Annotated in this window: 24 protein-coding genes; 9 read left to right on the top strand and 15 right to left on the bottom strand. The window is 66.5% G+C overall.

Translation table 11 applies throughout. The features are described 5' to 3' along the window. The first annotated feature begins 71 nt into the window (after positions 1 to 71). Genes PQS31_RS06050 through PQS31_RS06020 form a run of 7 tightly spaced genes read left to right on the top strand, consistent with a single transcriptional unit; the run spans position 72 to position 4775 of the window. Complete coding sequence (locus PQS31_RS06050; protein WP_272761766.1) at positions 72 to 416, top strand: hypothetical protein; 345 nt, start codon at positions 72 to 74, stop codon at positions 414 to 416. Then, positions 416 to 757 (top strand): hypothetical protein, encoded by a 342-nt coding sequence (locus tag PQS31_RS06045; protein ID WP_272761765.1) that lies wholly within the window; start codon positions 416 to 418, stop codon positions 755 to 757. The genes PQS31_RS06050 and PQS31_RS06045 overlap by 1 nt, the downstream gene beginning before the upstream one ends. Next, positions 750 to 908: a hypothetical protein gene (locus PQS31_RS06040; protein WP_272761764.1), complete on the top strand. Its 159-nt coding sequence runs from the start codon at positions 750 to 752 to the stop codon at positions 906 to 908. Before PQS31_RS06045 ends, PQS31_RS06040 begins: the two co-directional genes overlap by 8 nt. Further along, positions 908 to 1279: a hypothetical protein gene (locus tag PQS31_RS06035; protein ID WP_272761763.1), complete on the top strand. Its 372-nt coding sequence runs from the start codon at positions 908 to 910 to the stop codon at positions 1277 to 1279. Before PQS31_RS06040 ends, PQS31_RS06035 begins: the two co-directional genes overlap by 1 nt. Then, positions 1272 to 3347, top strand: a complete 2076-nt coding sequence (locus PQS31_RS06030) for a DNA cytosine methyltransferase (protein WP_272761762.1) — start codon at positions 1272 to 1274, stop codon at positions 3345 to 3347. Before PQS31_RS06035 ends, PQS31_RS06030 begins: the two co-directional genes overlap by 8 nt. Continuing rightward, complete coding sequence (locus tag PQS31_RS06025) at positions 3344 to 3577, top strand: hypothetical protein (RefSeq protein ID WP_272761761.1); 234 nt, start codon at positions 3344 to 3346, stop codon at positions 3575 to 3577. Before PQS31_RS06030 ends, PQS31_RS06025 begins: the two co-directional genes overlap by 4 nt. A 1-nt stretch (position 3578) precedes the next feature. Next, positions 3579 to 4775: an integrase gene (locus PQS31_RS06020; protein WP_272761760.1), complete on the top strand. Its 1197-nt coding sequence runs from the start codon at positions 3579 to 3581 to the stop codon at positions 4773 to 4775. On the opposite strand, the gene PQS31_RS06015 is transcribed toward PQS31_RS06020, so the two are convergent. From PQS31_RS06015 to grxD, 13 genes are all read right to left on the bottom strand, one after another. Then, positions 4772 to 5479, bottom strand: coding sequence for an adenylate/guanylate cyclase domain-containing protein (locus PQS31_RS06015; RefSeq protein ID WP_272761759.1), 708 nt, complete (start codon positions 5477 to 5479; stop codon positions 4772 to 4774). The two genes, PQS31_RS06020 and PQS31_RS06015, sit on opposite strands and share 4 nt — an antisense overlap. Next, complete coding sequence (locus PQS31_RS06010; RefSeq protein ID WP_272761758.1) at positions 5476 to 5955, bottom strand: Pycsar system effector family protein; 480 nt, start codon at positions 5953 to 5955, stop codon at positions 5476 to 5478. Before PQS31_RS06010 ends, PQS31_RS06015 begins: the two co-directional genes overlap by 4 nt. Before the next feature lie 450 nt (positions 5956 to 6405). Further along, positions 6406 to 6867: a type IV pilin protein gene (locus PQS31_RS06005; protein WP_272761757.1), complete on the bottom strand. Its 462-nt coding sequence runs from the start codon at positions 6865 to 6867 to the stop codon at positions 6406 to 6408. After that, positions 6864 to 12206: a PilC/PilY family type IV pilus protein gene (locus PQS31_RS06000; protein ID WP_272761756.1), complete on the bottom strand. Its 5343-nt coding sequence runs from the start codon at positions 12204 to 12206 to the stop codon at positions 6864 to 6866. Before PQS31_RS06000 ends, PQS31_RS06005 begins: the two co-directional genes overlap by 4 nt. 18 nt (positions 12207 to 12224) lie before the next feature. Continuing rightward, positions 12225 to 12680, bottom strand: coding sequence for a PilX N-terminal domain-containing pilus assembly protein (locus PQS31_RS05995; RefSeq protein WP_272761755.1), 456 nt, complete (start codon positions 12678 to 12680; stop codon positions 12225 to 12227). A gap of 17 nt (positions 12681 to 12697) precedes the next feature. Then, entirely contained in the window at positions 12698 to 13963 is a 1266-nt protein-coding gene (locus PQS31_RS05990; protein WP_272761754.1) for a PilW family protein, read from the bottom strand. Next, positions 13963 to 14460: a type IV pilus modification protein PilV gene (gene pilV / locus PQS31_RS05985; protein ID WP_272761753.1), complete on the bottom strand. Its 498-nt coding sequence runs from the start codon at positions 14458 to 14460 to the stop codon at positions 13963 to 13965. The genes PQS31_RS05990 and pilV overlap by 1 nt, the downstream gene beginning before the upstream one ends. Beyond that, a complete protein-coding gene (locus PQS31_RS05980; protein ID WP_272761752.1) occupies positions 14457 to 14987 on the bottom strand; it encodes a GspH/FimT family pseudopilin in 531 nt (176 codons plus the stop codon). Before PQS31_RS05980 ends, pilV begins: the two co-directional genes overlap by 4 nt. Before the next feature lie 152 nt (positions 14988 to 15139). Further along, positions 15140 to 16528 carry a nucleotide 5'-monophosphate nucleosidase PpnN gene (ppnN, locus tag PQS31_RS05975; RefSeq protein WP_272761751.1) on the bottom strand — a complete coding sequence of 463 codons (1389 nt, stop codon included), beginning with the start codon at positions 16526 to 16528 and terminating at the stop codon, positions 15140 to 15142. A 113-nt stretch (positions 16529 to 16641) separates the two neighbouring features. Further along, positions 16642 to 19911 (bottom strand): carboxypeptidase regulatory-like domain-containing protein, encoded by a 3270-nt coding sequence (locus PQS31_RS05970; RefSeq protein WP_272761750.1) that lies wholly within the window; start codon positions 19909 to 19911, stop codon positions 16642 to 16644. 248 nt (positions 19912 to 20159) lie between these two features. After that, a complete protein-coding gene (locus tag PQS31_RS05965) occupies positions 20160 to 20759 on the bottom strand; it encodes a YhgN family NAAT transporter (RefSeq protein ID WP_272761749.1) in 600 nt (199 codons plus the stop codon). After that, positions 20756 to 21517: an SDR family NAD(P)-dependent oxidoreductase gene (locus tag PQS31_RS05960; protein ID WP_272761748.1), complete on the bottom strand. Its 762-nt coding sequence runs from the start codon at positions 21515 to 21517 to the stop codon at positions 20756 to 20758. The genes PQS31_RS05965 and PQS31_RS05960 overlap by 4 nt, the downstream gene beginning before the upstream one ends. Further along, positions 21514 to 21834 carry a Grx4 family monothiol glutaredoxin gene (grxD, locus tag PQS31_RS05955; RefSeq protein ID WP_272761747.1) on the bottom strand — a complete coding sequence of 107 codons (321 nt, stop codon included), beginning with the start codon at positions 21832 to 21834 and terminating at the stop codon, positions 21514 to 21516. The genes PQS31_RS05960 and grxD overlap by 4 nt, the downstream gene beginning before the upstream one ends. Before the next feature lie 117 nt (positions 21835 to 21951). On the opposite strand from grxD, the gene PQS31_RS05950 reads away from it, so the two are divergent. After that, positions 21952 to 22536, top strand: a complete 585-nt coding sequence (locus tag PQS31_RS05950; RefSeq protein WP_272761746.1) for a Fe-Mn family superoxide dismutase — start codon at positions 21952 to 21954, stop codon at positions 22534 to 22536. Positions 22537 to 22601: 65 nt separating this feature from the next. Here PQS31_RS05950 and PQS31_RS05945 read toward each other — a convergent pair whose 3' ends face one another. After that, a complete protein-coding gene (locus tag PQS31_RS05945) occupies positions 22602 to 23855 on the bottom strand; it encodes a GGDEF domain-containing phosphodiesterase (protein ID WP_272761745.1) in 1254 nt (417 codons plus the stop codon). A 13-nt stretch (positions 23856 to 23868) separates the two neighbouring features. Beyond that, positions 23869 to 25128: an HD-GYP domain-containing protein gene (locus PQS31_RS05940; RefSeq protein ID WP_272761744.1), complete on the bottom strand. Its 1260-nt coding sequence runs from the start codon at positions 25126 to 25128 to the stop codon at positions 23869 to 23871. Positions 25129 to 25465: 337 nt separating this feature from the next. Here PQS31_RS05940 and PQS31_RS05935 point away from each other — a divergent pair, with 337 nt between their 5' ends. Next, complete coding sequence (locus tag PQS31_RS05935) at positions 25466 to 26794, top strand: MFS transporter (protein WP_272761743.1); 1329 nt, start codon at positions 25466 to 25468, stop codon at positions 26792 to 26794. The last annotated feature ends 31 nt before the right edge of the window (positions 26795 to 26825 follow it).

Genomic DNA, 26825 nt, shown 5'->3' with positions numbered 1-26825 from the left:
GGTGGACAGCGATGCACCTTGTGACCCGCCGCGCGACGACACGGTGCGCGGTGCGATGGAGGGCGACACCGATGCCTGACGCCCCCACCATGCGCCCCTACATGGCCTTCGCCGGCGAGCCCGAGCACGGCGCCGTGCTGGTGCTGGCCCGCGACTGCCGAGACGCCAAGCCCGTCGCCTACGGCCTGCTGATGGCGCTGTTCGACGTCGACTACACCGAGGTCCGCGTGCGCAGGCTGCGCGAGCACCGCGACTGGCTGCTGAGCCTGGGCAACCCCCGCCATCTCGCCGCCGGCCGCGCACACGGGCTGATCGACGTGCCGGCGTGCACCGCGTGCGGGCTCTGGCACGGCCCGCTTGATGCCGACGGCCGGTGCACCGCGTGCGCTGCGCTCCAGGTGACGGAGGCTGCCTGATGCACGCCTCGCTCGGCACCACCGGGCTGCACCACGTGCCCGGGTTCGTCGCGATCGAGCCGCTCTCGAACGTGGCCGCGCTGCCCAAGGCTGCGCCGGCCAATCGGACGCGCCAAGGCGCGTGTGCCGGGCTGCCTACCCTCGTCGTCTATGCACGTTTCGTGGCCTGGGCGATCGAGCGCACCCACTTCCCGATGCCCGAAGACGTGACCGCTCGCTTCGAGGTCAGCAAGGCCACCGCCAACCGCTGGCTCAACTGCCTCGCCGAGGCCTGCGGCGTGGCGCGACCGAAACGCGCCGCCAATGGCGACTTCCTACCCCCGGAGAACCTCGATGACTGATCCCTGGGCCCACCTCGAACAGAACTTCGAAGCGCGCATGCGCCGCCAGTCGAGCGAACGCGACGACGGGCAGACCAGCGATGCCGAGCGACGCCCGCCCACGCCGCGCTGCGACCGCACGCGTGACATGTTCGACGAGGGCAACGCCTGATGGATGCCGCCCTGGTCGCCATCCTGCGCCACGCCCTCGGCACCGGCGAGGACGGCACCCGCCCGCCGTTCCGCAACCACTTCGTCACCGGCGAGGGCAGCACCGACCACCCGCTCTGCATGGCGCTGGTCGAGCGCGGCCTCATGACGCGCCGCACCGGCAACGCGCTCAGCGGCGGCGACGACATCTTCAGCGTCACCGCCACCGGGCGCCTGGCCGCCGCGCCGGCCGAGGGCGATCGCGGGTTCGTGCCGCACTCGCGCAGCCAGCAGCGCTACGCCGACTTTCTTCACGCAGATAGCGGCCTCTCGTTCGGCGAGTGGCTGCGCGCTCGGCGCTACAAGTTCTCCAAGGAATCGACCAATGGCTGACGGCAACCAGCATGCTTTCCACCTGCCCCACCTCAAGGCCACGTCCCGCCTGCGCCCGGGGGAGATCGTTGTGGACCTGTTCGCCGGCGGCGGCGGCGCGAGCACCGCGCTGGAACAGGCACTCGGCCGGCCGGTCGACATCGCCATCAACCACAACCCGTGGGCGGTGAGCATGCACGCCGCGAACCACCCGTACACCCGCCACCTGTGTGAGGACGTCTGGCAGGCGGACCCGGTGCGCGAGGTTGCGGGCCGCCCGGTGGGCTGGCTGCATGCCTCGCCGGACTGCACGCACTTCAGCCAGGCCAAGGGCGGCCAGCCGCGCAGCGGCAAGGTGCGGGCGCTGTCGTGGTGCGCAGTGCGCTGGACCGGCAAGACGCGACCGCGGATCGTCAGCCTGGAGAACGTCCACCAGATCCTGAAGTGGGGGCCGCTGGTGGCGAAGCGCTGCAAGGCCACCGGGCGCGTGCTCAAGCTCGACGGCACCGTCGCGGCACCAGGCGAGCGCGTGCCGGTTGAGCAGCAATTCCTCGTGCCGGACAAGCGCCGTCAGGGCGAGACGTGGCGCAAGTTCGTCGCGGCGCTGCGTGCGCTCGGCTACCAGGTCGAGTGGCGCCGGTTGAAAGCGTGCGACTACGGCGCCGGCACCAGCCGCGAACGCCTGTTCCTAATCGCCCGGCGCGATGGCCAGCCGATCGTCTGGCCGGCGCCCACCCACGGCCCAGGCCGCGCGCACCCGTATGTCACCGCGGCGGACTGCATCGACTGGTCGATCGCGTGCCCGTCGATCTTCACCCGCGCGAAGCCGCTGGCGGACGCAACGATGCGGCGCATCGCGCGCGGTATCCAGCGCTACGTGATCGACGCCAAAGAGCCATTCATCGTGCATGCCACACACGGCGGCGAGCGCAGGCCGCATGGCGCAGGCGAACCGCTACCCACGATCACCGCCGCCAACCGCGGCGAACTGATGGCGGTATCACCCACCATCGTGCAGTGCGCGAACGCGTCTGCGAATGGCGTTGCCGCCGGATCCAATCCGCTGGGCACGGTGACGTCATGGCCGAAGGGCGGCGCACACGCAGTGGCAGCCGCGACGCTGGTGCAAGCGGCGCACGGCGAGGGCAAGCCGGGCGGCGTGCAGCGATGGGGAAGCGGCGCGCGCGCGATCGAAGAGCCCGCCGGTACGTTCACCGCGTCCGGCAGTGGCGGCTATGCCTTGGCTGCTGCCACGCTGGTGCAGACGGGCTATGGCGAACGCGAAGGGCAAGCGCCGCGCGTACCCGGGCTGGACAAGCCGATCGGCACGCTCGTCGACGGACAGAAGCACGCAGCAGTGACTGCGGCACTCGTGAAGTTCCGCGGCGACAGCGATGGCGCAGACGTCCAGGCGCCAGCGCCGACCCTCACCAGCGGCGCCGGCGCCGCGCGACCCGCTGGCGCTGCGCATGCGCTTGGTCTGATGACGGCATTCCTCGAACAGGCGGCCGGCGGACCGAACAGCAACACGTCGAGGCCGCGCGCCGCCACCGAGCCGGTGTCGACGATATCCACGAAGGGCAGCCAGCAGCGCCTGGTCGCCGCCAACATGGTGACGCTGCGCCGCAACTGCGACGGCGCCGATGCCGCGGAGCCGGTGCGCACCATCACCGCAGGCGCCGAGCACCACGCGTTGGTCGAATGCACGCTGAGCCCCGAGCACGAGGCCGGCGCACTGCAGGTGGCAGCGTTCCTGCTTCGCTACTACGGCACGGGCGGCCAGCTGGCTGACGTCCGCAATCCAGCGCACGCGATCACGACGAAAGACCGCCTCGCGCTGGTAACGGTGACCATCAAGTGCACGCCCTACGTCATCGTCGACATCGGCCTGCGCATGCTCCAGCGCCACGAGCTGTTCCGCGCGCAGGGCTTCCCGGCCGACTACATCATCGACCGCACCGCCGACGGCCGCACGCTGTCCGTGAGCCGCAGCGTCAGCATGTGCGGCAACAGCGTCAGCCCGCCGCCACAGTGCGCGCTCGTGGCCGCGAATGCAGACGCGATCGACGTCGATGCGAGGGCAGCATGATCGGCGATCGGATCCTTCAGTATCCGGACCTGCAGGAGCTTTGTCGGCCAGGCGAGAAGCCACGGCTGACAACGGTTGCCAAGTGGGCCGACGATGCCGGTATCAAGTACAAGTACGACGGAAAGGGCGGCATCTGGACGACACTGGGCGCGTTGGAGACAGCGCTCGGCGTCGCGCCTGCCGCCAATGACTCGCCCTACGACGCTGCCGCTCTATTCGGAGGGAAGTGACATGGCGCCCCGTGGTCGCAAGCGAAAGGCAGACCCTACGCTGCCCAAACACATTGCCCCCGATTTCGAGAAGATTCCGACCGGCCTGTACTGGGATGGCCGCTGGGGCGGTGTCTGGTATGCGTTCAATCCACCAGGCATGCGCCCTCGCCGATCGAATGTAGCCACGCACACGGCCACCCTGGCAGATCTGCATGCGATCGCCGAGGCCCGCAGCGGCAAGACCAGCAGCCGCCTTCTGCGAGGCCTGACAGAGGCCTTCGCGAACAGCCCGCAGTGCAAGCGCCTCTCGAAAGACACGCGCGACGACTACGCCTACTGCGCCGAGGTCGTCACGAAGTTCAAGCTGCCCGCCGGCGGCCTCGTTGGCGACCTGGTCATCAAGCGGATCACCCAGCCGGTGGTGCAGGGCCTGGTCGATGCGATCGCACGCGGCCACAAGCGCGACGACACGGGCAATCTGATCCCGACACCCAGCAAGGCCGCACACGTCCAGCGCTACCTGCGCCGCCTGTTCCGCTGGGGCATGAACCGCGGTTACAACGACATCAACCCGGCCGATGGCATTGAGCTGCCAATCGAGCGCAAGCGGCGCGTGCTGCCCGAGAGCGATGCTATGAACGCCCTGATCGCATTCGCGCGCCAGAACGCCGGCGGCCGCGGCACGAAGAACAGCGTGGCGCCGTACCTGTGGGCCTGCATCGTGATCGGATATCGCGTGCGGTTGCGGCCCATCGAGGTCCGTACACTCACCGACGCCAACGCGGTCGATCTCGGCATCGTCACCAACCGCCGCAAGGGCAGCCGCGACAACATCACCACCTGGTCGCCGGAGCTGCGCGAAGCTTGGGACTACCTGGTCGCCGAGCGGAAGCGGATCTTCGAGAAGCGGAAGCGACCGACCCCGATCCGCGCGGAGGACCGCCCGTTGGTCGTCAACATGACCGGCGACGCGATGCTCAAGAGCACCTTCAGCTCGGCTTGGCGCCGCCTGATCCAACTGGCCACAACGAAGGGTGTGCTGACTGAGGCTCAGCGCTTCGGCGCCCACGCCCTAAAGCGCCGTGGCATCACCGACACACCCGGCACGCGACCCGAGAAGCAGCTGGCCAGCGGCCACGTCAACGAGCACATGCTCGAGGTCTACGACTTCGACCTCCCGGTGGTGGCGCCGGCAGGCCCCAGGCCGAAACCTTAAAGTCCCAACGAACTGCTGCTCGAGGTGCGGTAATGACCGACGCCAATGTTGCCATACGGGCCCGACCACTCAGGCCCTAAACTGAGCAACGTCGCTCCGACAGACTGCGGGGAAAGCAATGCGTGCACGCGCGAGGTAATGCGCATGGGAAATTCGTGGTCCAGACCGGAGAAACTGTTTAGCTTTGCTGCGTAGTTCGCCGCATCTCCGATCCACACCAAATCAGAGTCATTCCGAACGCCGGCCTTGCAGGCGAGAACCTCACCCGTGTCGATGCCAACCGTGTAGAGCAAAGGCTGATGATCGCTCCAGACCGCTGCGAACGTCGGATTCACGATCATATCCATGATGTGCTTGAGGTTGAGACCACATCGAACAGCACGATCTTCCTTGCCGTCGCCGATAAAGATTCCCATGACCCGGTCGCCGTCGTAAGCGCGGATCTCCCCACCGTTGTGCCTGATCAGCTTCGCTGCAGCTGAGAGAAACGCCTTGTAATACGAGGCAGCCACCTCGCGGCGCACTCTACCCACCATCTCTGTTGACTTACTCAGATCCGCATAGAGGATGCACGCAGATATCAGCTTGCCGACGTTTCCACGTGTTAATCCGTCGAGATCAGGAACAACACGGCCCTGGGTGATCTGCCAAGGTGCAACTGCGATGCTGGCCACCTCGTCGATAAGATCTGTAGACACGGTCATGTGGATGCTCCGGCGATAGCGACTCCCAGAAGCCAGAACACCATGGCCAAGCTCCCGAAGAGGAGCGACCGCTTCACGTAGCGATGTTTGACAGTCGCGATGTCCGCATTGACGTAGATCTGTTGGACCAAGTCTTTCGCGATGGCCTCCGCGTCAAGAGACGCGGCGCGATCAATGAAGCTCAGTACGTCCCACTTAACGATCCCACCGAAGTAGATGTCGGATGGGTACTGGTACTCAGTTCTTGGCAAGAAAACGCATAGCGCCATTGCAAGGCCGACGCACATAAGCGCGCCCCCCAAAGCGAGCAGCGCCTTGATCCCCGGCGTCGGATGAGTCGCCTCAAGTGCGGCTAGAGTGACTGTGAAGAGCGCAATGTAGACCGCTATGAGGGCGCCGGCCTTAGCGTCAGCGGCCGATATCCAGTGAATCTGGCGCTCCAAAACCCATCTGAGGTGACCGACACGCTCTTCCATGCGCTATGACCACAAGCCTGCGAGCCACGTAATTTAACGCACTTCCGCACAGCAATTCATCAACTTAGGACGGGCAGCCCCGTAAATAAAATAGAGTTAAGTAATTGAATTCAAAGGGAAGCGCGGCTAACTGTTAATCAGGGGGTCGTTGGTTCGAGTCCAACTTCGGGCGCCAGAACAGCAAAGCCTGTGCAGCAATGCGCAGGCTTTTTTTGTTGGCGTCCAGAGCGCGCGCCGTCTGTGGGCATCATGGACAGGGACGGCATGCGCCGGCGCGTCGGCACAGCGTCTATGCGCGAGGCAGCAGGACGCGCGATCCGTGTTGCGCCCCTGCGAGAGCATGACCGGTTGCCGTCCATCGCGAGCCGTCAGCCAGGGCAGACGACGCGCACCGCATTACTCGACGCAGAAAAATGCCGCGGCTTGCCGCGGCATTTACAGCCGATCCGATTACCAGCAGTCAGTCGCAGTCCCGGTCGGCGCGGGGTCACCGGTGACGCCCTTCTGGCCAGCCTGATTGATCGTCAGCGTCCGGCAGCGCGCATCCGCAGCTTGTGCCCCGGTAGGCGTCGCACTCAATGCGAAGACGTTGGGATCTGTCTCATCATCGGTACGCGCGATGGTGTAGCGCGCCGTACCCTGGCGCGGCGAGCGTGCGTCGTCTCCGGTCACGTTGAAGCCCTGGTACGAGCCGCGAACGGTACGGTGCCGCTCTGCGCGCTGCGCGAGATCCACAAGATCCGCCTTGGCCTGACCTCGATGCCCTTTGCGCACCGCATCCTGGTACGACGGGTAGGCAATGGCCACCAGGATCGCCACGACGGCCACCACCACCATCAGTTCGATCAGGGTGAAGCCGCGCAGTCTTGACGGGGTCCGCATGGTGCTCTCTCGCAGGATCATCGGGGTCATCTCAGTTGACGCCAGGACTGGCGGCCACAAGGTCTGGGCAGAACGAAGGCACCCGGATACACCACCACCTGGCACTGCTCGAAGGTGGGGCAATCGACGCCCGGGGTACATGCGCCGGGGGTGCCGGGCGCACCGGTGATGGGCACAAGGGGATTAATCGCGGCCACCGAGTTGCTCGTCACCGGTGCGCCGCCCTGGTCGATACGGATTCCGCCACAGTCCGCCCCTGTGCAAGCTGGCGTCTGCGAGGGCAGTACCTGCACGTTCGCCAGTGCACCGGAGCCCGACAACAGATCGAGCGCGTAGACGAAGTTGTCACCGCCCGGGTTGCAACTGTCCTCGGAGGGCGTGAACGTCGTGAAGAAGACCCGCCCGCTCTGGATCCGTGGCGTGGCGATGAAGCGCTCCCCGATCGCTCTGTAGAACGCCGGCTGTCCCGCGGGCTGGGTGTACACCTGGAGATCCAGGTACCAGCCCCGCTTGGCCTGCGGCCCGTTGTAGATCACCCGGGCCCGGCTGATGCTGCGCGTCACCGTGCCGTCAACGGTCGTCTCACCGGTGATCGTCTGCGGCTGCAGCGCGCTACGTCCGCCGGTGACCGGAGTGCCATTGTCGAACACGGCGTACAGCGATTGCACGGTCGGATTGGCCGGCACGTTGTTGTCCCCGTTCGGGCCGCCGAACAGGTACCGGCCAGTTCCGAAGTACACCATCACCCCAGTGCCAGGGCCCGCAGCGACGCGCATGCCTCCCGTGATCGGCTGCCGCTCGGTGCCGATCTGCGCGGTGAACAGTGCGGCTCCGTTGTTGGCGACCCCCCAGTTGTCCTCGTTCGCGCTCGCAAGGTCGAACTTCCAGAGGTTGCCCTGCAGGTCACCACCGTAAACCACGTCGATCTTGCCGTTACCGCTGCGGTCGATGGCGGTGATCTGTCCCAGCCCGTTGTAGGGGTCGGTGGCGTTCGCGACGCAGGCGCTGGAGTGCGGCGCCGCGTTTGCGCAGGCCGTGTCGTTGGTGCCCGCGCGATTGCCATCATTGGCGGTGATCTTGCGGATCACCGCGCCCGTCATTGCGTTGAGGATGTAAAGCGACGGATCGCTGCGGCGTGCGCCGTAGCCATTGCCGAACAGCACGCCCCACTCGCCGTTCTCGAGCGGCACGATCAACGGCTTGCCGTACACGTGGCCGATGTCGGAGTCGACGGTCGAGTTCCGCTCCCACAGCACCTGGCTGTCGCCGAAACTCGACGGGTTGCTGACATCGAGCGCAAAGACCGACCGCGCACCACCACCGGTCGAGCCGACCAGGATCGTCGACCAGTCGGCCCCCGTATTGCCCGGACCGCTCTTGACATCGCCCACACTGATCTGCCCGTCCACGTAATAGCGATGGTCATACCGCGCATCCTGCAGCGGGATCTGCCCAAGGTTGCCCAGGACCGCATTCGGGATGAAAGCGAACATCTCGCGGCCCGCACCCAGCCCGGCGCACGAAATTCTTGGATCGGTCGCGCACGGCACGGTATTCCCGTTGAAGGCGTGCAGCATGCCGTCGTTGGCGCCGACGTACACCATCGTCGGCCGTGTGCGCTTGAGATCGAGATACCCGCTGCCCGGATTGCTGCCCGTCGCCACACTGGCGTAGCCGGCGAACATCGGGTCCGACGTTAGTCGATGGATATTTCCGTATCCGACATCTGACCTGGGCGCCGCGATCACCGGCTCGGAGTTGATGATGCTGCCGATGACCGAGCTGCGGTTGCGCAGCGTGCCGTTTCCACGACCGAGCTCGAGCGACTGGTCACCGCGCAGGTAGGACACGAACTGGTCGGCAGTGTAGCCAGTGCTGCCGTAGTGACCATTCGTGATGCTGGCCTGGGTGATGCCGAGCTTGCCGAGCTGGTCGGCGTTGCTCGCGCCCAGATTGCCCACCGCAAAAGGTGCGCGAGTGACACCACTGGCCGACGACGACGTGCCATCCCGTGCGTCGACGATGGTGACGATGTTGCGGTCAGCTGGGAGCGGAAGCTGGGCACGCGCATTCCACAGGGGGGCGCCGACCGAGCCGTCGGGGTTGATCGACAACGCCGTCAGGTTGCCGGTCCAGTCCTTGCCGTTGCGTTCGCGCTGGAAGGTCGGCTGAAGCGTGAAAGACTCCGCGCCCACGCGGGCGCCCGCCAGGGTGCGACTGCCCGCGTCGAGATTGCGCGAGGCGATGTCGTCGAATGCCCTGGAGAGCTGGTTGCGCAGATTCAGCGGATTGGTGACCAGGAAGTAGTTGTCCGGCTCACCCGTCGGCGACGTCGTTGGCTCGGGCGCACCATACTTGGCCGCGTACCAGAGCGGGTCGCGCAGCTGGAGCGCCGGGGCGTTCGAACTCGGGGTGAAGTCGCGCGTCGAGTTGAAACCGAGTCCCTCGTTGCAGGGCGCGGTGCCCATCTGGGTGGCGCACTCGCCCGCCCAGCGTCCTGCAGGCGTGTTGAGCAGATAAGCGGAAGATGCCTGGTTGGAGTTGTCGCGATCGCGCACTTCCAGATACACACCGTCACGCGTCGTGCCGGAGATGATGTAGCCCATGTTCTGATTGGCCGAACCGGCGGCGTACTCCGAATCCAGCGTCACCGTCAATGTGTTGTTGCTGTTGGCGCGGATCTCGTAGCGGACGATCGCGTCCATGTCGTGATCGTTGCCCTGCTCCACGTCCTCGTAGTTGATGCGGAACACCGCGTACGGACGACCGCCGTTGATCGTGGCGTTGATCGGCGTGCCCGGGAAGTTCGCATATTCCTGTACGTAAAAGTCAACGATAGTGTTGGTCGGCTTGCGTGTCCCGTCGCCGAACGTGCCGCTGACGGTCTTGGCGAACGGCACCAGGGTGACCCGGCCATTGCCGATCGGAAACTCGATACGCGGCAGGGGCGAGGCCAGTGCGATCGCGTAGGTACTGAGGCGCACGTCGGGTGCCGCATTGGCGTTGAACCGCGTATTCCGCGCGAAGCGGGCGACGCTGGCCGAGTAGTAGGTCCCGAGCTTGCCCGGCTCTTCCGGTGACAGACCGCGGATGTTGCCGAAGCTCGAGGCGGACTTCACCGTGGGATTTCCGTCGCTCACGGTGCCGGCCTCGCCCACGAACACGTTGCGCGCGCCCGCGCCGAACTCGGCGTTCCAGATCGCCTGGCCCTCATTGGCCGCGTGGAACCCGGCAATGCTGGTGGGTGTGTTCCCGGTCGTGGTGATCGCACCGGAGAATGCACTGCCAGGCAGATCGCCGTCGTAGCTCGGGTTGATGTCGCTGATGACCGTCTGGTACGGCCGCGAACAGGCTGGATAGTTCAGGCCCGTGCCCGTGCGCAGGTATGGATCCCGCCATGCCGGCGCCGGCAGACCAAGCACTTCGTCCTCGTTTCCGGCCGTACTGCCGCCCTCGACGAAGCGCGGCGTCGCGCCCGTCGCACCGGCGAAATAGCGCAGGCTTTCGTACATCATCTCGGCAATGGGGTTGCCCCACATGCGGCATTCGCCGTTGTTGATCGGACGATTGCCGATGGACGGACAGTTGCCGTTTCCGTTGCCCCAGCCCCAGTTCGCGTCGCTGCTGAAGTTATCCGTGGTGTTACCGCTATAGCCGCCACCAATCATCCGTAGACGGTCGATGCTGCGCACGATGCCATTGACATCGGCACGGAACACGCCCGTCTGCGGATCGATTTCGGTCGCGAAGTCGGAGATGTTCCGGCGCAGCACGCCGCCTTCCAGATTGTTGCGCTGCGAGCCTGTGATCAGGCCGAAGTACATCCGCTGCGATTCACCATATTCATGCAGGATGCCGGTCGGCTTGACCGAGCCACCGGGATACACTCTGCAGGACGCATCGCGAAGCGCCGCGTCCGAGGAGCAGGTTTCCACACGTACGAGGTAGTCGTCGCGGGTCACCCCGCCGGTCGTCGGGCGCAGGTTGTAGGTGGTGATCGTCGTGCTCCTCAGGCCACCACTTCCGGTATCCGCGAACACATTTCTCCAAGTCGATTCGCAGGACCCTTCACCGTTTCCGGTGCAGGTCCGGAACTGCAGCTGATAGCCGTCCCCGCCAGTCCCTTCCTCGTGACGGAAGGTAAAGGGGTACACGCCCTCCGCGTAATTGACCACGGCTGTCCTTTCCGCGTTGCTGCAGGTGCCGAAACCGCGTCCGCCGGTCGTGTAGCAGCCCGCCTCCGCCAGCACACTCCCATTGGCTCGCCTGAGCTGGAAGTCGATGACATCGTCGCCGTCCACTTTGAACTGGTAGCGTCCGGCCGGTATCGCGAACTGGCCTTCGATGATGGTCAGATAGTTGTCGTCGGGTCCAAAGGGGTTGCAGTCGTTGTCGCGACAATTGATCGTGCTGATGGGCCCGCTGCCGTAACGGTTTCCCGGAATCGCATAGTTGCTGACAAGCGTGTCAAATACGGCTCGACTCCCAGGATGCCCCGGATGCGCCGGGGCGGTTCCCCCACCGGTACAACTGACACGTTGGTTCGCCGCGTTGACGCAGTTATTGCCCGCGACCGGACCCTCGATCGACAGCCAGTTCCACACGCGGAACGGGGACTGCCGCAGGACCCGGAACCGCGGCGCCTGGTAGTTGGGGAACAGGAACGAGTTCGCGCTGCCGGTCGTCGTGGTGACCGCGAAGAGGTGATAGCGGTCCTGGTTGGGCAGCGGAAGCGGCGCGTAGTCGGCGATGTGATAGCCGTCGCGCGCTTCGCTCATGTATTCCTTGCCCCAGCTGTGCGCATCCTGGGGGAAGAAGGCGCCCTGGAGAATGGTCCGCTCGGCGGTATCGACCTGGCGCCAGCCGCCATAGAGCACGCGCCGCAGGGCGTCCATGCGGGAGGTGGTGAGGTAATTGAGGAAATCGCCGCTCCACTCGTTGGACCGGCGGCCGCAAGTCTTGTTCGGTGCGGCCGCCGCCGGCACGAAACGTCCACCCTCGTTGACGTCCCAGCGGTAACAGGCGTAGGAATTGAAATAGCCGTAGTAGTCGATCTTGAAGCGGGACACGCCCGGCTCGGTGGGCTGGGTGTCCTTGAGCACCCAGCCCTTGTAGCCGACATCGAGGACGCCGTCGCCGTCGAGGTCCGAGGCGTCGTTGTAGGCCTCGTAGTAGTTCTTGTGGTCCTTGCCCATGACCAGCATGTTGAGCGGCGGCACCGCGTCGCGGATGTACAGCGGCGACTGCGCGATCGGCGGCGGCTCCCCGGCGTAGAACGCGGGATCGGAACGCAGTGACAGGCTGAAAACACCGATGGCTGCCAGCAGCAGTCCGGCGGCGCCGTAACGGACGAGGTTGTCAGAATTCATGATGTCGTTCCGTCCCGATCAGGGAATGAAAACCGTATCGACCGTGGCTTCCGATGTCGGAAACAAGGCCCGGTCACGGGAGTACGCGGTGATCTGGTAAATCTGGTCGGTCCGCTCGGCCTCGTCGGCCGGCACATCCAGCGCCCCCCACGAGAAGCAGAGGTCGAGCCGGCGGACGTGCTGGACATCCGGATCGTTCCATGCGGCGAGATTGGGCGTGGAGCTGCAGTCGTTAGGCGACAGGCTGGTCGCTGGATTTTCGCCTGCCAGCACCTGACTCTTCAGGGTGTTCTCCGTACTTCGGGCGCGCGACTCCGCCGCCTGGAATGCCATATTGGTGGCGGTGTAGTTGGCCGACATTCGTTCCTGCAGACTGGCGACCTGCAGCGCGACGATGCCGATCAGCGCCATCAGGATCAGGATCATCAGCGCGACGTACAGCACTGCGCCCGACTGTTGCTGCCTAGAGTTCATGATGTTTCTCGTGTCCGTCAGTTGCCGAACAGGCGGTTGCGTAGCGCCACGGTGTCTTCGTAGACGGCGCGGTAGTGGGTGTCGTCGGGGGGCGCGATGATCACGCCCAGCGCCGAGAGCCGCGTCACATCATCGTCGATACGTTGCGTGGCAGCAGCCGGATCGGGGCTGCGCGCGACAAGCCCGACCTGCACCAGTCCTACTCGCCGCCAGGCGTGGTCATAGTTGGCAGCGCCCGCCGGCTGAAGCGCACTGGCAACCACGCTTGTACCGATATTGCCGGTGGGGCGCCCCGTCAGGGTGGTATTGCTGTCCTGGCCGAACTGGAGCTGCATCGATTCGATGCCCTCCACCAGTTCCTCCTTCGTAGTGGACAAGCCACCCGCGCCCGGCGCTGCCCAGTAGCGCAGCCGATACAACGCGGGATTTCCGCTCGCGTTGAGTCCGATGTAATACGCGATACTTTCCGCGCGATACACCATCGACTGGCCTAGGGTGAATTGCGGCACCGTATCGAAGGTCGACCGGTTGAGACCCGAGGTCTGCACGGTCATTGCGGTGCCGGTCCGTGATGTCGCGCTGAACACACCCGCCTGCAAGCAGTCCGAGATACCGAAGAGCCCCGGATTGGCATCGCCTTCCAGCAGGGGTGCGAGGTTAGCCACCTCGATATTCGTGGGGCTTCCCGCGGTGAAGGCCGTGACCTGCGCACCCGTGGGCATCAGATAACGCAGAACGACGATGTCGCTGCCGGCAACCGGACGCCCGACCGTGCCGGCGGTGAGATCGGTGTAAAGGCGGTTGGGAAGTTGAGGCTGCCAGTTGGTCGCCGCCGTGGCCAGTGTCGGAGCCGTGGTCAGTGACAGGGTATCCCCGCTCCCGGTATTGACCGCGTTGAACGCCTCGATGCCCCGATCGAACCGCAGCGGATCGCTGGCGCCGCCATAATTGGTCGCAGGCGCAGGTCCGGTGCCGAACTGCTCGTCTTCCGACAGGAACGTGGACAGCAGTGCGGGGCGCGAGGACGTGACATTGGATGGGAGAAAGCGCGCCTGGTCGTTGACGCAGCCCATATGGCCTGCCATGCGCAGATCGCGCTGCAGAATGTCGATCGCAAAACGCCCGTTCTCCTGTGTGCGCGCGAGGCCGGAGGAGAGCTGATAGGCGGTCCTCGAACCCGCGAACACCTGCACGAGGCCCAGGATGAGAAGCGACCCGATCGCGAGCGCGACCATGAGCTCGATCAGCGAAACACCTTTTGCATGGCGTCGGCGCGTGGACATCATAGGACGGTGCTCAGTTCGACCCGACCGGCATCGGCCAGCGCAGGCATATTGGCTTCGGTCCAGTGGACGGTGACGGTCACGGTCGGATTCAACGGATCGGTGCCCAATGCGACGCTGGCCCATGCGTCGGGCCCCAGCGCCTCGCGCACTTCGCAGCGCCAGCGCGTCACGTTGTTGGCGGCCGTCATCTGCCCTTGGATGGCGCATCCTGTCTCCTTCGTCGGCACTACTCCCGCGAAACTCGCCTGATTCATCACGTAGATGGAGGCGAGGGAGCGATTGGCCCGCATCGTATCGAGGAGTTCACTGGCCAGATTGACCGCGAGGGTGCGCTGGTGCGCGCTCTGGGTGTAGCGCAGGTTCATCGTCTGAAGCAGGGCGAGTCCGAGCAGGCCGACGCCGAGCACGACGAGTGCGATCAGCACCTCGATCAGCGAAAAGCCCGATTGGCGCCGTCCGGCACCCGACGGGGGAAAGCCGTGGCGATGGATCATGGGCAGGCGCTCCTGACGGTGGAAAGCTGTCCGACAGCATTGAGCGTCAAGGTGCGCAGAAGCTCGGTGCCTGCGGTGCAGCCGACCGGACTGAGTGTGATCGTCACGACGCCCTGCCTCGGGCGTCCTCTGGAATCGAAGCTCACGGCATCCAGCGCCCCGCCCGCATTTGAAACCGTCAGCGCCATCTGCGGGTGCGGGTCGATCACACGGACGACGGTATCCGCCGCATCGAACACACCGAAGTCAGCGGTGCCGCCGTCCGCCCAGACCAGCCAGCCGCTGTTCCAGTCGCTTCCGCCGCAAGACGCGCCACCGTCGGTGGTTGGACACATCCCACCGCCCAGTGTGGTCCTGATGGCTTCTGTGCGGGCCAACGACGTGCTGCCAATCACCTCGTTGGTCATCGTGGCGACCCGGTTGGAGCGGAGCGCGCCCTGGAAGCTCGGCAAGCCCACGGCGAGCAGGATCGCGATGATCGCGATCGTCACCAACAGCTCGACGAGCGTGAAACCCCTGTTACGCATGTGCCACGCGCCCCCTGCAATAGATACCACGGCCGGTCCCCCGGGCCTGCTGGAGTCTAGGTGTTAACCGCTCGGTCGCAAGCGCTCCCGGACAGACGGTCTGCCGGCCGGGATAAGCGTCAACCAATCAGTGATGGCGAAGGCGCTCAGGCTCAGGCCACCACCTCGTAACAGGGCTTGTAGTCCCCGGCGATCTTCATGCGGCGCTGCTCGACGAAGGCGCGCAGCAGGGCGTCGAGGGACTGCATGATGTCGCGGTCGCCGTTGATGCGGAACGGGCCGAACTGCTCCACGCGGCGCAGGCCGTCTTCCTTGACGTTGCCGGCGACGATGCCGGAGAACGCGCGCCGCAGGTCGGCCGCGAGCTCGTGCGGCCTGCGCCCGTGGTGCAGATCGAGCCCGGCCATCGCCTCGTGGGTCGGCACGAAGGGGCGCTGCAGGTCGAGCGGGATCGTCATCGACCAGTTGAAGTAGAACGAATCCTTGTGCGCGACCCGGTACTCCTTGACCTTGCGGATGCCTGCCGCCATGCGCCGCGCGACCTGCTCCGGGTCCGCCACGATGATTTCGTAGCGTGCCGCCGCCTCGTCGCCCAGGGTGAGGCGGATGAACTGGTCGATCTGCTCGAAGTACGGCGCCGACGCGGTCGGGCCGGTGAGGATGAACGGAAACGGGATGTCCCGGTTCTCCTCCTGCAGCAGCAGGCCGAGCAGGTAGAGAATTTCCTCCGCGGTGCCCACGCCCCCCGGAAACACGATGATGCCGTGCCCCAGGCGTACGAACGATTCGAGGCGCTTCTCGATGTCCGGCATGATCACCAGCTGGTTGACGATCGGGTTGGGCGACTCGGCGGCGATGATGCCCGGCTCGGTGATGCCGATGTAGCGCGCCGGATACTGGCGCTGCTTGGCATGCGCCACGTTCGCGCCCTTCATCGGCCCCTTCATCGCGCCCGGGCCGCATCCGGTGCAGATGTCCATGCCGCGCAGGCCCAGCTCGTAGCCGACGAGCTTGGTGTAGTCGTACTCGCCGCGGTTGATCGAATGCCCGCCCCAGCATACGACGAGGTTCGGATCACCCGGCTGCAGCAGGCGCGCGTTGCGCAGCAGGCCGAAGACCGCGTTGGTGATGCCGGGCGAGGTCTCGAGATCCCGGGCGTATTCGGGGCCGAGTTCGATCGCGGTATAGGCCAGGTCGCGCACGACCGCGAACAGCAGCTCGGCGACACCACGGATGATCTGGCCGTCGACGAAGGCCATCGCGGGCGCGTTGGCCAGTTCGATCCGGATGCCGCGGTCCTGCTGCAGCACCTGGATGTCGAAATCGGGATAAAGCTCCTGCGCCGCGCGCGGATCGTCGGACGCGCTGCCGCTGGTCAGCACCGCCAGCGCGCAGCGACGCAGCAGGTCGTGCATGCCGCCGCTGGAGGCGTCCTTGAGCCGCGCCACCTCGTCGCGCGACAGCACGTCCAGGCCGCCGCGGGGATAGACGTAGGCATTTACTGTGGGCAGCGCCGTCGCCGCTCCGATCTCGTTGCTCATCCTGTTCTTCTTCTGGTGCTTTTGTCGGTGCGGCACTGTAGCGCAGCCGTCCGCGCAAACGGAAACGGCCGGGTCGCCCGGCCGTTTCGCGTTTCACGTGTCCGATCCGGGGATCAGAACTTGTAGCGGAAGCTGAGCTGCGCAGCCCAGCGCGAGACGCCGCGATCGTCGTAGATGTTCGCCGCATCCGGCGTGTTGAAGCGGTAGACGTACTTGCCGTCCGGACCGATACCGCCGTACTCGACGATGCCCTTCATCGCCGGGAAGCCGACTTCCTCGATGCGGCCCCAGTCCTTGTTGATCAGGTTGCCGACATTGAGGATGTCCAGCGCGACTTCAGCCTTGTTGCCGTTGAAGAAGCCCGGGAATTCCTGCGAGATGCGGATGTCGAACTGGTTGACCCAGGGGTTGCGCGCCGCATTGCGACCGGCAATCTGGCCCTTGTGCGAGCGCAGATAGGCATCGCCGTCGACATAGGCCCAGAACGCCGCCTCTTCCGCGGCCGAACCGAAGCGCACGTCGCCAGGACCCGACGGAATGTACAGAAGATCGTTGAGTCGACCATCGCCATTGGCGTCGTTGTCGAAGGTGTAGCTGAACGGACGACCCGAACGGCCTTCGTAGAACATCGCCACCGAGGTGTTGTTGTCGCCGAAGAACGCACGCTTCCAGGTCAGCGCCGCCGAGAAGCGGTCGCGGATCTCGTAGTTCGAGCGCGAGGCCTCGGCCTCGTTCGCCTGGAACACTGCGGTGTTGCCGAGCTGCGAGCCCGAGGTCGAGCTGGTCAGCGCGCTGACCTCGGTGGCGCGGGTGAAGGTATACGCCAGCTGCCAAGACCAGTCGCTGTCGTTGAACGGCTTGTTGAGGGCGAAGGTGTACTGCTGGCTCTCACCCTCGCTCGTCGGGCGCGCGATGATCACGTTGGTGAAATTGCGGTCACGCCCCGTACGGGCATCGACGTTGGACACGAACCCCGTTCCGCTGGCGCGCGAGCAACCGGTGGCGACGCCTCCCGCATTCGCGACCACGGCGCCTTGGACATTGAAGCACCGCGGATCGTAACCAGCCGCGTTGTAGTAAAGCGCGCGTCCGTCCTGCCCCGTGCGCGTGGCGCTGCCGAGATTGAGCTCCTGGTAGTAGATCGCTTCTTTGACCTGGGTCCAGACGCCTTCAGCCGACGCCACGATGCCCCACCATGGCAGCTCGGTGTCGAAGGCGAGATTGGCCTTCCAGACCGCCGGCTGACCGAGATCGGGATCGATGAAATCGATGGCCTCGGCGCCGCTGTTCGCCGTCGTCGGGGGGCACGGCCGACCATTCTGGCTCACCAACGCGCACTGCGCGGCGGGATCGGGGTTGAACCCGTTGAACCCGTTGGAGAACAGATAGTCGACGTAGGCATCACGACCGTAATTCGAGAACCCGTTCGAGAGCCACACACTGGCCGCGGCGCCCTGGAACAGGCCCACGCCACCCCGCAGCTGGGTCGGACGATCGCTGTCGAAGGTGTAGTTGAAGCCGACACGCGGCTGGAACAGGCCGTTGCCGTCGATCGTCTGGCTGTTGTCGAAGCCGAACGCGGCGAACGCACGCGGGTTGTAGAAAGGAGACCCGCTGACGCGCGGCTCGTCGTAACGCACGCCGAGGTTGAGCGTCAGGTTGTAGTTGATCGCCCACGAATCCTGCAGGAACAGACCGACGTTCTTGAGGCCGAAAATAGCGGCCATGTTGTTCCGATCGCCTTCGCGCGGATAGAACAGCTGGTAACGACTCGCGTTGCCTGCCTGGAAGGCGTCGATACTGTCGTAGGTGTACACACCATTGAGCCGACGACCGAAGAGGTTGTAGATGTCGTTGTCTTCGTAATCGAAACCGAACTTCACCGTGTGGTCACCGAGGAACAGGTTACCCGCGAAGAAACCGTTCCAGGTCTTGGTGCCGAGTTCGTTGACGTGGGTGTTCTCTTCCGTCCCCAGGTTCAGCGTGTTGTTGCCGATGCGCACCGAGATCGCCGGCAGGTCGGCCAGCGGAACGCGCGGCACGAAGTAGTCGCGGTAGGAGACCTTCATCTCGGTCGAGAAGATGTCGCTCCAGTCACTGAAGAGCTGCGCCGTCGACGTCTCGATCTCGTAGTTCTTGACGTAGTGATAGGTATTGAGCGCGAGCGAGCTGTTGCCGAACCCCTGCAGATACGCCTGGTTCTGCTCCGACTTCGCATAGCGGAAGCTCGCGCGATGGTTGTCGTTGATGTTCCAGTCGATCTTCAGACCGTACTCCTCGGACTCGGTGTCGAGCGCCGGGAGCGCCAGCGAACCGGCATCGAAACCCCAGGTATTGCGCGCAATACCGATCACGCGATCGATGTCGCCCTGCGAGATACCGACGATGTTGCTCGCACCCGAGCCGATCGGGCCATAGCTGGAATTACCGATGAACAGCTCTTTGCCGGTGTACTTCTCGTAGTTGGCGAAGAAGAACAGACGATCCTTGATGATCGGACCGCCGAAGGTCAGGCCGTAGGTGGTCTCGTTGTCGAACAGCACCGGGCGGATGTCGTTCTGGTTCTTGCCGGACCAGTCGTTGTCGCGGTAGATGCCGTAGACGGTGCCGCTGAAGTTGTTGGTACCCGACTTGGTCACGGCGTTGATCACGCCGCCCACGCCGCCGGTGATCGTGACGTCGTAGTTGGCCACGTCGACGGCGATTTCGTCGATGGTGTCCATCGAGAACGGCTGACGCGGTGCGGCCAGACCGTTGGACTCAAGACCGAAGGTATCGCCGCTGTTGATGCCGTCGACGCGGATCGCGTTGTAACGCGGGTTCTGACCACCGATCGAGATCTCGTTGCGGGCCTTGTCGGTCTGCGAGACGCGCGGATCGAGGCGCGCGAAGTCCTGCAGCGTGCGGCTGATCGACGGCAGTGCCTCGATCTCGGCGCTGGTGACGTTGGTGCCGGTGCCCATCTTGTTCGCGCTGAAGAGTTCCGAGCCCCCGCCGATGGCCGTGGCCGTCACGGTCTGCAGCGTCGTCATGTCACCCGTCAGCGCGGTGTTGACGGTATTGACCTGGTTGAGGTTCAGGTAGACGTTGTCCTCGGTGCGCGTGCCCTCGCCCGCCTTGGTCACCGTGATGGTGTACGGACCACCGACGCGCAGGCCGCGGGCGTTGTAGCGGCCGCTGGCGTCGGTGGTGGCGCGGCTGACCGTACCGGATTCGGTATGGACGATGGTGACCTCAGCGCCCGCGACGGGCTGGCCGCCGGCGCCGGTAACCTGGCCGCCGACACCGGCAGAGGTGCTCTGCGCGAACGCGGGAGCGGCGGCGAGTGCGACGATCAGGCCGAGCGACAGCTTGGAAAGTCGGGCGCGGTGCATCTGGGTCATGGGTGTAAGCCTCGGTGCGTGGAGTGCGTCGACGCCTCGCGGCGAGCGACGTTCAGGACATGGAGCGAAAGTGGGACCCCGGCCGGTGGCGCGCGGGCATGCCGTGGTTAACAACAGGTTAACATGGTAGGCCGCGCAAATGACAGTGCCGTGACACCGACGATGCTACGCAAGCCACTGAGCTGACTCGTTTTTATCCGATGTCGAAGAAGTGGCCGCCAAGTCCTTGTCGCGCCACGGTCACGTGCTCAGCCGGCGCCCGCTCCGCGGAGAAACCCGACCAGCCCATCGAGCAGCATCTGCACCGAGATGGCGACGAGCAGCATGCCCATCAGGCGCTCGATCGCGGTCAGTGCACGCAGGCCGAGCAGCTTGTAGAGGTAGGTCGCCGAGAACAGGATCGCCGCCGTCGCGCCCCAGGCGATCAGCAGCGCGAGGCTCCATTCGCCGAGGCGATCGGGTTCGTTGCTGCCCATCAGCATCACAGCGGCCATGCCGGAGGGGCCGGCGACGAGCGGAATCGCCATCGGCACGATGAAGGGCTCGCCGTCGGGAATCTCGCCCATCAGGCCACCTTGCGGCGGGAAGATCATCCGGATGCCGATCAGGAACAGCACGATGCCGCCAGCGATGGCCACCGACTCCTGCCGCAGGTGCATGACCTCCAGCGCGTACTTGCCGGCCCACAGGAATGCCATCAGCACGAGCAGGGCGATCAGCAGCTCGCGCGCGAGCACGATCCGCTGCCGCTGCGGCGTGAGCCGCCGCAGCATGCTGAGGAACACCGGAATGTTGCCCAGCGGGTCGAGAATCAGGAACAGCAGCAGCGCGGCGGACGCGATGGTCATGCGGGCGGACTCGAAGCGGGCGACCAGATCCGGCCGCGGTGGGTCGCGCCTTCGGGCGCCAGCAGGGTGATGCAGGCCGCGGCGACATCGCCGGGATCGCGGGCGACGCGGTCGTCCTCCTCCACATGCGCGCGGGCGCGCAGCGCCGTGCGCATCGGCGGCGGCTGCAGGCCGCTCACGCGTACGGGAGAACGCGCCAGTTCCGCATGCAGCATCCGCACGAGCGCTTCCAGGCCCGCCTGGGCGAGCCCGTATCCACCCCAGTACGCCCCGGCGCTGCGGGCGCGATCGTCGACCGCGAACACCACCGCACTGTCGGTGGCCCGGCGCAGCAACGGCAGGCAGGCCTGGGTGAGCCACCAGCGCGCGGTGAGATTGACGTGCAGCGCACGCGCGAACGCCGCCGGGTCGGTGTGCTCGAGCGGCGTGAGTCCGGAAAAATGCGCGGCCGCGTGCAGCACCCCGTCGAGCCGTCCGAACGCCGCATCGATGCGTGCGGCGAGTTCGGCGTAGTCATCGGGCGAGGCGCCTTCGAGGTCCATCGGGTACAGCACCGGCGCGCCGCCGGCAGCCTGCAGCCGGTCGTGCAGCCGGTTGAGCCTGGGCACCTTGCGGCCCAGCAGCACCGGCGTCGCGCCCGCCCGTACGCAGGCCATCGACACCGCCTCGCCGAGGCCGCCGTGCGCGCCGACCACGAGCACGACCCGCCCGGCCAACGCCTCCGCGGACGCCGGCGCTTCATGCCCGGCCGCGCTCACGCCTGCAGCACCTCGGCCACCATGCGCGCCAGTTCACCGGACTCGTGCAACTCCAGCGTGATGTCGCAGCCGCCGATCAGCTCACCGTGGATGAACAGCTGCGGAAACGTCGGCCAGTTGGAGAAGCGCGGCAGATTGGCGCGGATCTCCGGCTCTTCCAGCACGTTGACCGTGCGGTAGTCGCGGGCACCGGCGTCGTGCAGCGCCTGGACCGTGCGCGCGGAGAACCCGCACATCGGAAACTGCGGCGTGCCTTTCAGGAACAGCACGACGGCGTGACCGTCGATTTCGGCCTGGATGCGTTCGAGGATCGACACGGATACCACTCCTGCATGACCACCGCGCCGCAGCGGAGCCGGCGGAGGTCAGGGTTAGAATCACGACATTCTATCGCGTTGCCGCTTCTCGCAGCGGCACACAGGACGTCTGCCTTCATGCCTCTCGAACTGCCCGCGCTTCCCTACGACCGCACCGCGCTCGAACCGCATCTGTCCGGTGACACCCTGGACCACCACCACGGGCACCACCAGCGGGCACTGATCGACCGGGTGAATGCGCTGACCGCCGGCACCGAGCTCGACGGGGCACCGCTCGAGGTCGTCGTGCGCAAGGCCCAGGGCGCGCTGTTCGACCATGCCGCGCAGGCCTGGAACAACGCCTTCTACTGGCACTCGCTGCGCCCGGCTGCGGCGGGCGGAAGTGGACCGAAAGGCGCGCTGGCCGAAGCCGTGGCGCGCGATTTCGGCGACGTGGCCACACTGCGCCAGCGCTTCGATGCGATCGCCCTTCGCCATTTCGGCGCAGGCTGGGTGTGGCTGGTCCAACGCGCCGACGGCCGACTGGGTCTCGTCGCGACCGCCAACGCCGCCACGCCGATCACGGGCGACGACACGCCCCTGCTGGCGGCCTCGATGTGGGAACACGCGGCGTATCCGGACTACCGTGACAACCGGGCGCGTTATCTCGAGGCGTTCTGGCACCTGGTGAGCTGGGACAGCGTCGCGGCGCGACTGCGCTAGCGCGCATCGGGCGGCACGCGCGCCGGCTCACAAGGCCGTGCCCAACGTGCACACCCAAGCCGCCGTCAGCGCGCGCGTGCGGTCGCTGACGCGAAGGCCGCGGCCACGACCTCGTCCGCCGCCGCGGGCCGTCCGATCAGATAGCCCTGGATGTGGTCGCAGCCCAACGCCGCGAGCTGCATACGCGACTCGGGCGTTTCCACACCCTCGGCGACCACGCCGAGGCCGAGATGATGGGCGAGCTCGATCATCGTGCCCACCAGGCGCTGCGCGCGGGTGTCGGTGGCCATCTCCTGGATGAAGCTGCGGTCGATCTTCAGCGTGTCCACCGGCAGGCGATGCAGATAGGCCATCGACGAGTAGCCGGTGCCGAAATCATCGATCGCCACGCGCACCCCGCCCGCGCGCAACGCGGCGAGTTGCTGCTCGCACTGGCCGACGTCGCGCATCAGTGCACTCTCGGTCACCTCGAGCACCAGGCTACCCGGGGGCACGTTCCACAAGCGCAGGAGGTCGAACACCTGGTCGACGAAGCCCGGCAGCTGCAGCACTTCCACCGACAGATTGACGGCGATCCGGACCTCCGGATCCGCGCGGCGCAGGTCGGCCAGATGCCGCAGGCCGACGTTGAGCGTCCAGCGCGTGAGGTCCGCGATCTGCCCGCTGCGCTCGGCCACGCCGATGAACAATGCCGGCGGCACGGCGCCCAGCACCGGATGCGTCCAGCGCGACAGCGCCTCGTAGCTGACGATGCGTCCGTCGGCCAGACGCTGGATGGGCTGCAGGTGCAACTGCAACTGGTGGTCGGTGATGGCCGTGCGCAGCGCCTGCTGCACCGCCTCCACCGGGATCGCAGGCGCGCGCCAGAACGCGAGGCGCTCCACGTGGCCCGCCGCCTCGTCGCAGGCCCGGTCCGCGCGTCGGCACAGCAGTTCGGACGTTTCACCGTCCTCGGGACACAGTGCGATGCCGACGACGACGAGCGGATGCACTGTCCCCGCCGTCGTATCGAACGGCGCCTGCAGCGCGCGCACGATCTTCGCCGCCGCCAGCGCGGCATGCGCGCGCCCACGCAGGTCGGGCAGCAGTACCAGCAGATCCGACTCGCCGGTGCGCAAATGCACGTCGCCCGCGCGCAGCAGCGCCTGCAGGCGTCGTTCGAACTCGCCGCACAGCATCTCGGCCGCCTCGTAGCCGAACGCGAGTTCGATCTCGCGCAGGCGCTGGAGCCGGACGACCAGCACGGCCGCCGGCGCGTCGCGCGTTGCCTGTGCATGCAGGCGCGCGACCGCCGCGAAAGCCTGCGCCCGGTTCAGCACGTCGGCGCCCCGCTCACAGGAACAGCGCCACCGGATCGAGCCCGTGCGCGCCGGGGTGGAGCGGCGCCAGGATGCGCACCGGATCGTCGCTGTTCGCCCGCACCATGAGGTCGAGACTGTGGAACTGCTGCAGCAGCCGCTTGTCGGGCGCGGTCAGCACCATGACCCGCGGCTGCAGCCGGCGCGCGGCATTCTGCGCCATGACGATCGCCACCTCGCCCGTACTCAGTTCCACCAGCGAGCCGATCGGGTAGACGCTCATGCACTGCATGAACTGCTCCACCACCTCGGCGGCGTAGCGCGCGTCGCGCTCGCGATAGAGCGTCTGCAACGCGACGTGCTGACCGACGGCCCGTCGGTGCGGACGGTCGCTGATCATCGCGTTGTAGCCGTCGACCACGGCCGCGATCCGGCCGAGCAGCGGAATCGCGTCACCGGACAGGCGCGCGGGATACCCGGTGCCGTCGACATGTTCGTGATGCGTGCGCACCATGTCGCGCACGTGGTCCGGCACCGCGCCGCTCTCGTCGAGCAGCGCCAGTGCGTGGCCGACGTGGGCCTGCATCGCACGCGCCTGGGCGTCGCTGTAGGTCTCGGGTGTGGTGAGCAGGTCCGGATCGACGCGCAACTTGCCGATGTCGAGCAGCAGAGCCCCGCTCGCCAGATCGACCAGCAGATGCTCGGGCAATCCGACATGCCGCCCGAACGCGACCGCCAGCGCGCTGCAGCCCAGCGCATGGGCATATTCATGGCCGCCGCGCGCGCGCAGCGTATCGAGCCACAGGAACGCGTCGGCATTGCGCACCAGACTGCGCACCATCGGCTCGACCGCTTCGCGCACGTCGGCGGGCGACAGCGGCCGCCCGTTGCGGACATCATCGAGGACGCGACCGGCGAACGCTGCCGCACGTTCGTGTGCGTCGCGGGCATCGGCGAGTTCGTCCTCGAAGCCCACCTGTTCGGGATACCGGACCGACCCCTGCAGGGCCCGGATGTCGGCGTCGTGCAACGTGGGAGAGCCGGCGGCAGGCGGGGCACGCCGCGCTCCCGGCGCCTCGTCGGCGAGCAGCCCCAGGCCGAGCGGGCCGACGCCGCGCTCGAGGTCGATGTACACATGGGCACACAGCCGCGCCAGCGTGTCGATGTCGCCCTGGGACTCGATCAGCACACCCTGGAGCAGGAAGGGCGTGCCTTCCCAGTCACGGTCCAGCCGGCAGACATACATGCCCGTCCGCAATTCCGAGACCGCCAGCTTTCGTTCGTCCAGCGCCATCTCGCGTCCGTGGTCGTGTACACCCCAAGATCGGCCCGCCGCCGGAAAACTTCAGGGCGGGCCGCGACGGGCGGCGGCACCCCGGCGCCGGAACCGGGCGGGCAGCCGACAGCGTACTCCGTCGAACGGCGCGCTGGACATCCGACCCGTCGCGGTCTGCAGCCGGCCGAGCGTCGACATGCCGCGGGCACCGCCTATGATCGGAGCCGTCATCCATGCCGGGGCCGTCCATGCCGCTACGCCGCCGCACGCTCAGCATCGCCAGGTCGCCGCGGGGCGACGACGGCGCCCAGGACCGGGGCCCGGGACCGAATTCGCACCCCGCGGGAAGCCCGGCATGAGCACGCGGCCTGCCGGGGTCTTCAATCTCCGTCGCCGCGAGATCCTGCCGGTGGCGATCGCCGGGGCGTTCTTCTTCTTCATCCTGACCGCGCTGATGATGCTGCGCCCGGCACGCGACGCGCTCGGGATGGAGCGCGGGCTCGACAGCGTGCGCTGGTTGTTCATCGGCACCGCGGTCGTGACGCTGCTGGTGAACCCGGTCTTCGGGTGGCTGGTGAGCCGGCTGCGGCGCCTGTCGTTCATCGCGGCGACCTACGGCTTCTTCATCCTGAGCCTGCTCGGCTTCTGGGCCTTGCTGGTGTTCGCACCCGACACGGTCGGCGCGCGCAGCGGGCAGGTGTTCTACGTGTGGTTCAGCGTATTCAACCTGTTCGTGACGATGGTGTTCTGGGCGCTGCTCGCGGACCGGTTCTCCAGCGACCAGGCCAAGCGGTTCTTCGCATTGATCGCGGTCGGCGGCACCCTGGGCGCGATCTTCGGGCCGTGGCTCGCAGCGCGCCTCGCCGAGCCGCTCGGCACCGCGAGCCTGCTGCCGCTGGCCTGCGGTTTTCTCGCGCTCGCAGTGGGCATGGCGTGGCTGCTGGTGCGGGTGCAGCCCGACCGGCCCCATCGCGAATCACGCATCGCCACGGAATCCGACGCCCGCTCGGACGAGCACACGCGCATCGGCGGCAGCGCCTGGGCGGGCATCCGTGCGGTGCTGGCGTCGCCCTACCTGCTCGGCATCGCCGGCTACGTGGTGATCATGACCGTGGTCGCGACCTTCATCTATTTCACCCGGTTGCAGATGGTGGCCGCGGCAGAGGCCGATCTCGACGCCCGGACCGGCCTGCTCGGCAGCATCGACATGTGGACCCAGATCGCGGTGCTGGTGCTCCAGGTCACGTTGACCGGGCACATCATCCGTCGACTGGGGCTCGGCGTGGCGCTGGCGCTGCTGCCGATCGCGATGGCGGTCGGGTTCATCGGCCTGGCGATCTACGGCTCGTTTCTGGTGTTGATCCTGCTCGAGGCGACCAACCGCGCCCTGCAGCGCGGCCTGACCCGGCCGGCGCGCGAAACGCTGTTCACCGTCGTGGGCCGGGAGGACAAGTACAAGGCCAAGGCCTTCATCGACACCTTCGTTTACCGCGTGGGTGACGTCGTCGGCGCGCAGACCGAAGGCCTGCTCGGTCGCCTCGGGCTGGCGCTGGGTGGACTCGTCAGCGTGGTCGTGCCGCTTGCGCTGGTCTGGGCGGCGCTCGGCCTGTGGCTGGGGCGCGCGCAGCACCGTCGCAGCGAGGCCGGCGCCCGAGCCGGGGACGCCGCCGTCCGCGACGCGTAGCGAGTTCCGCGCGGGGCACCGCACGGGACCC

The organism is Luteimonas sp. BLCC-B24 (assembly GCF_028550595.1).
GTDB lineage: Bacteria > Pseudomonadota > Gammaproteobacteria > Xanthomonadales > Xanthomonadaceae > Luteimonas.
The sequence above is the reverse complement of the archived record's forward strand: the minus strand, read 5'-3'. Positions and strand labels throughout refer to the sequence as shown.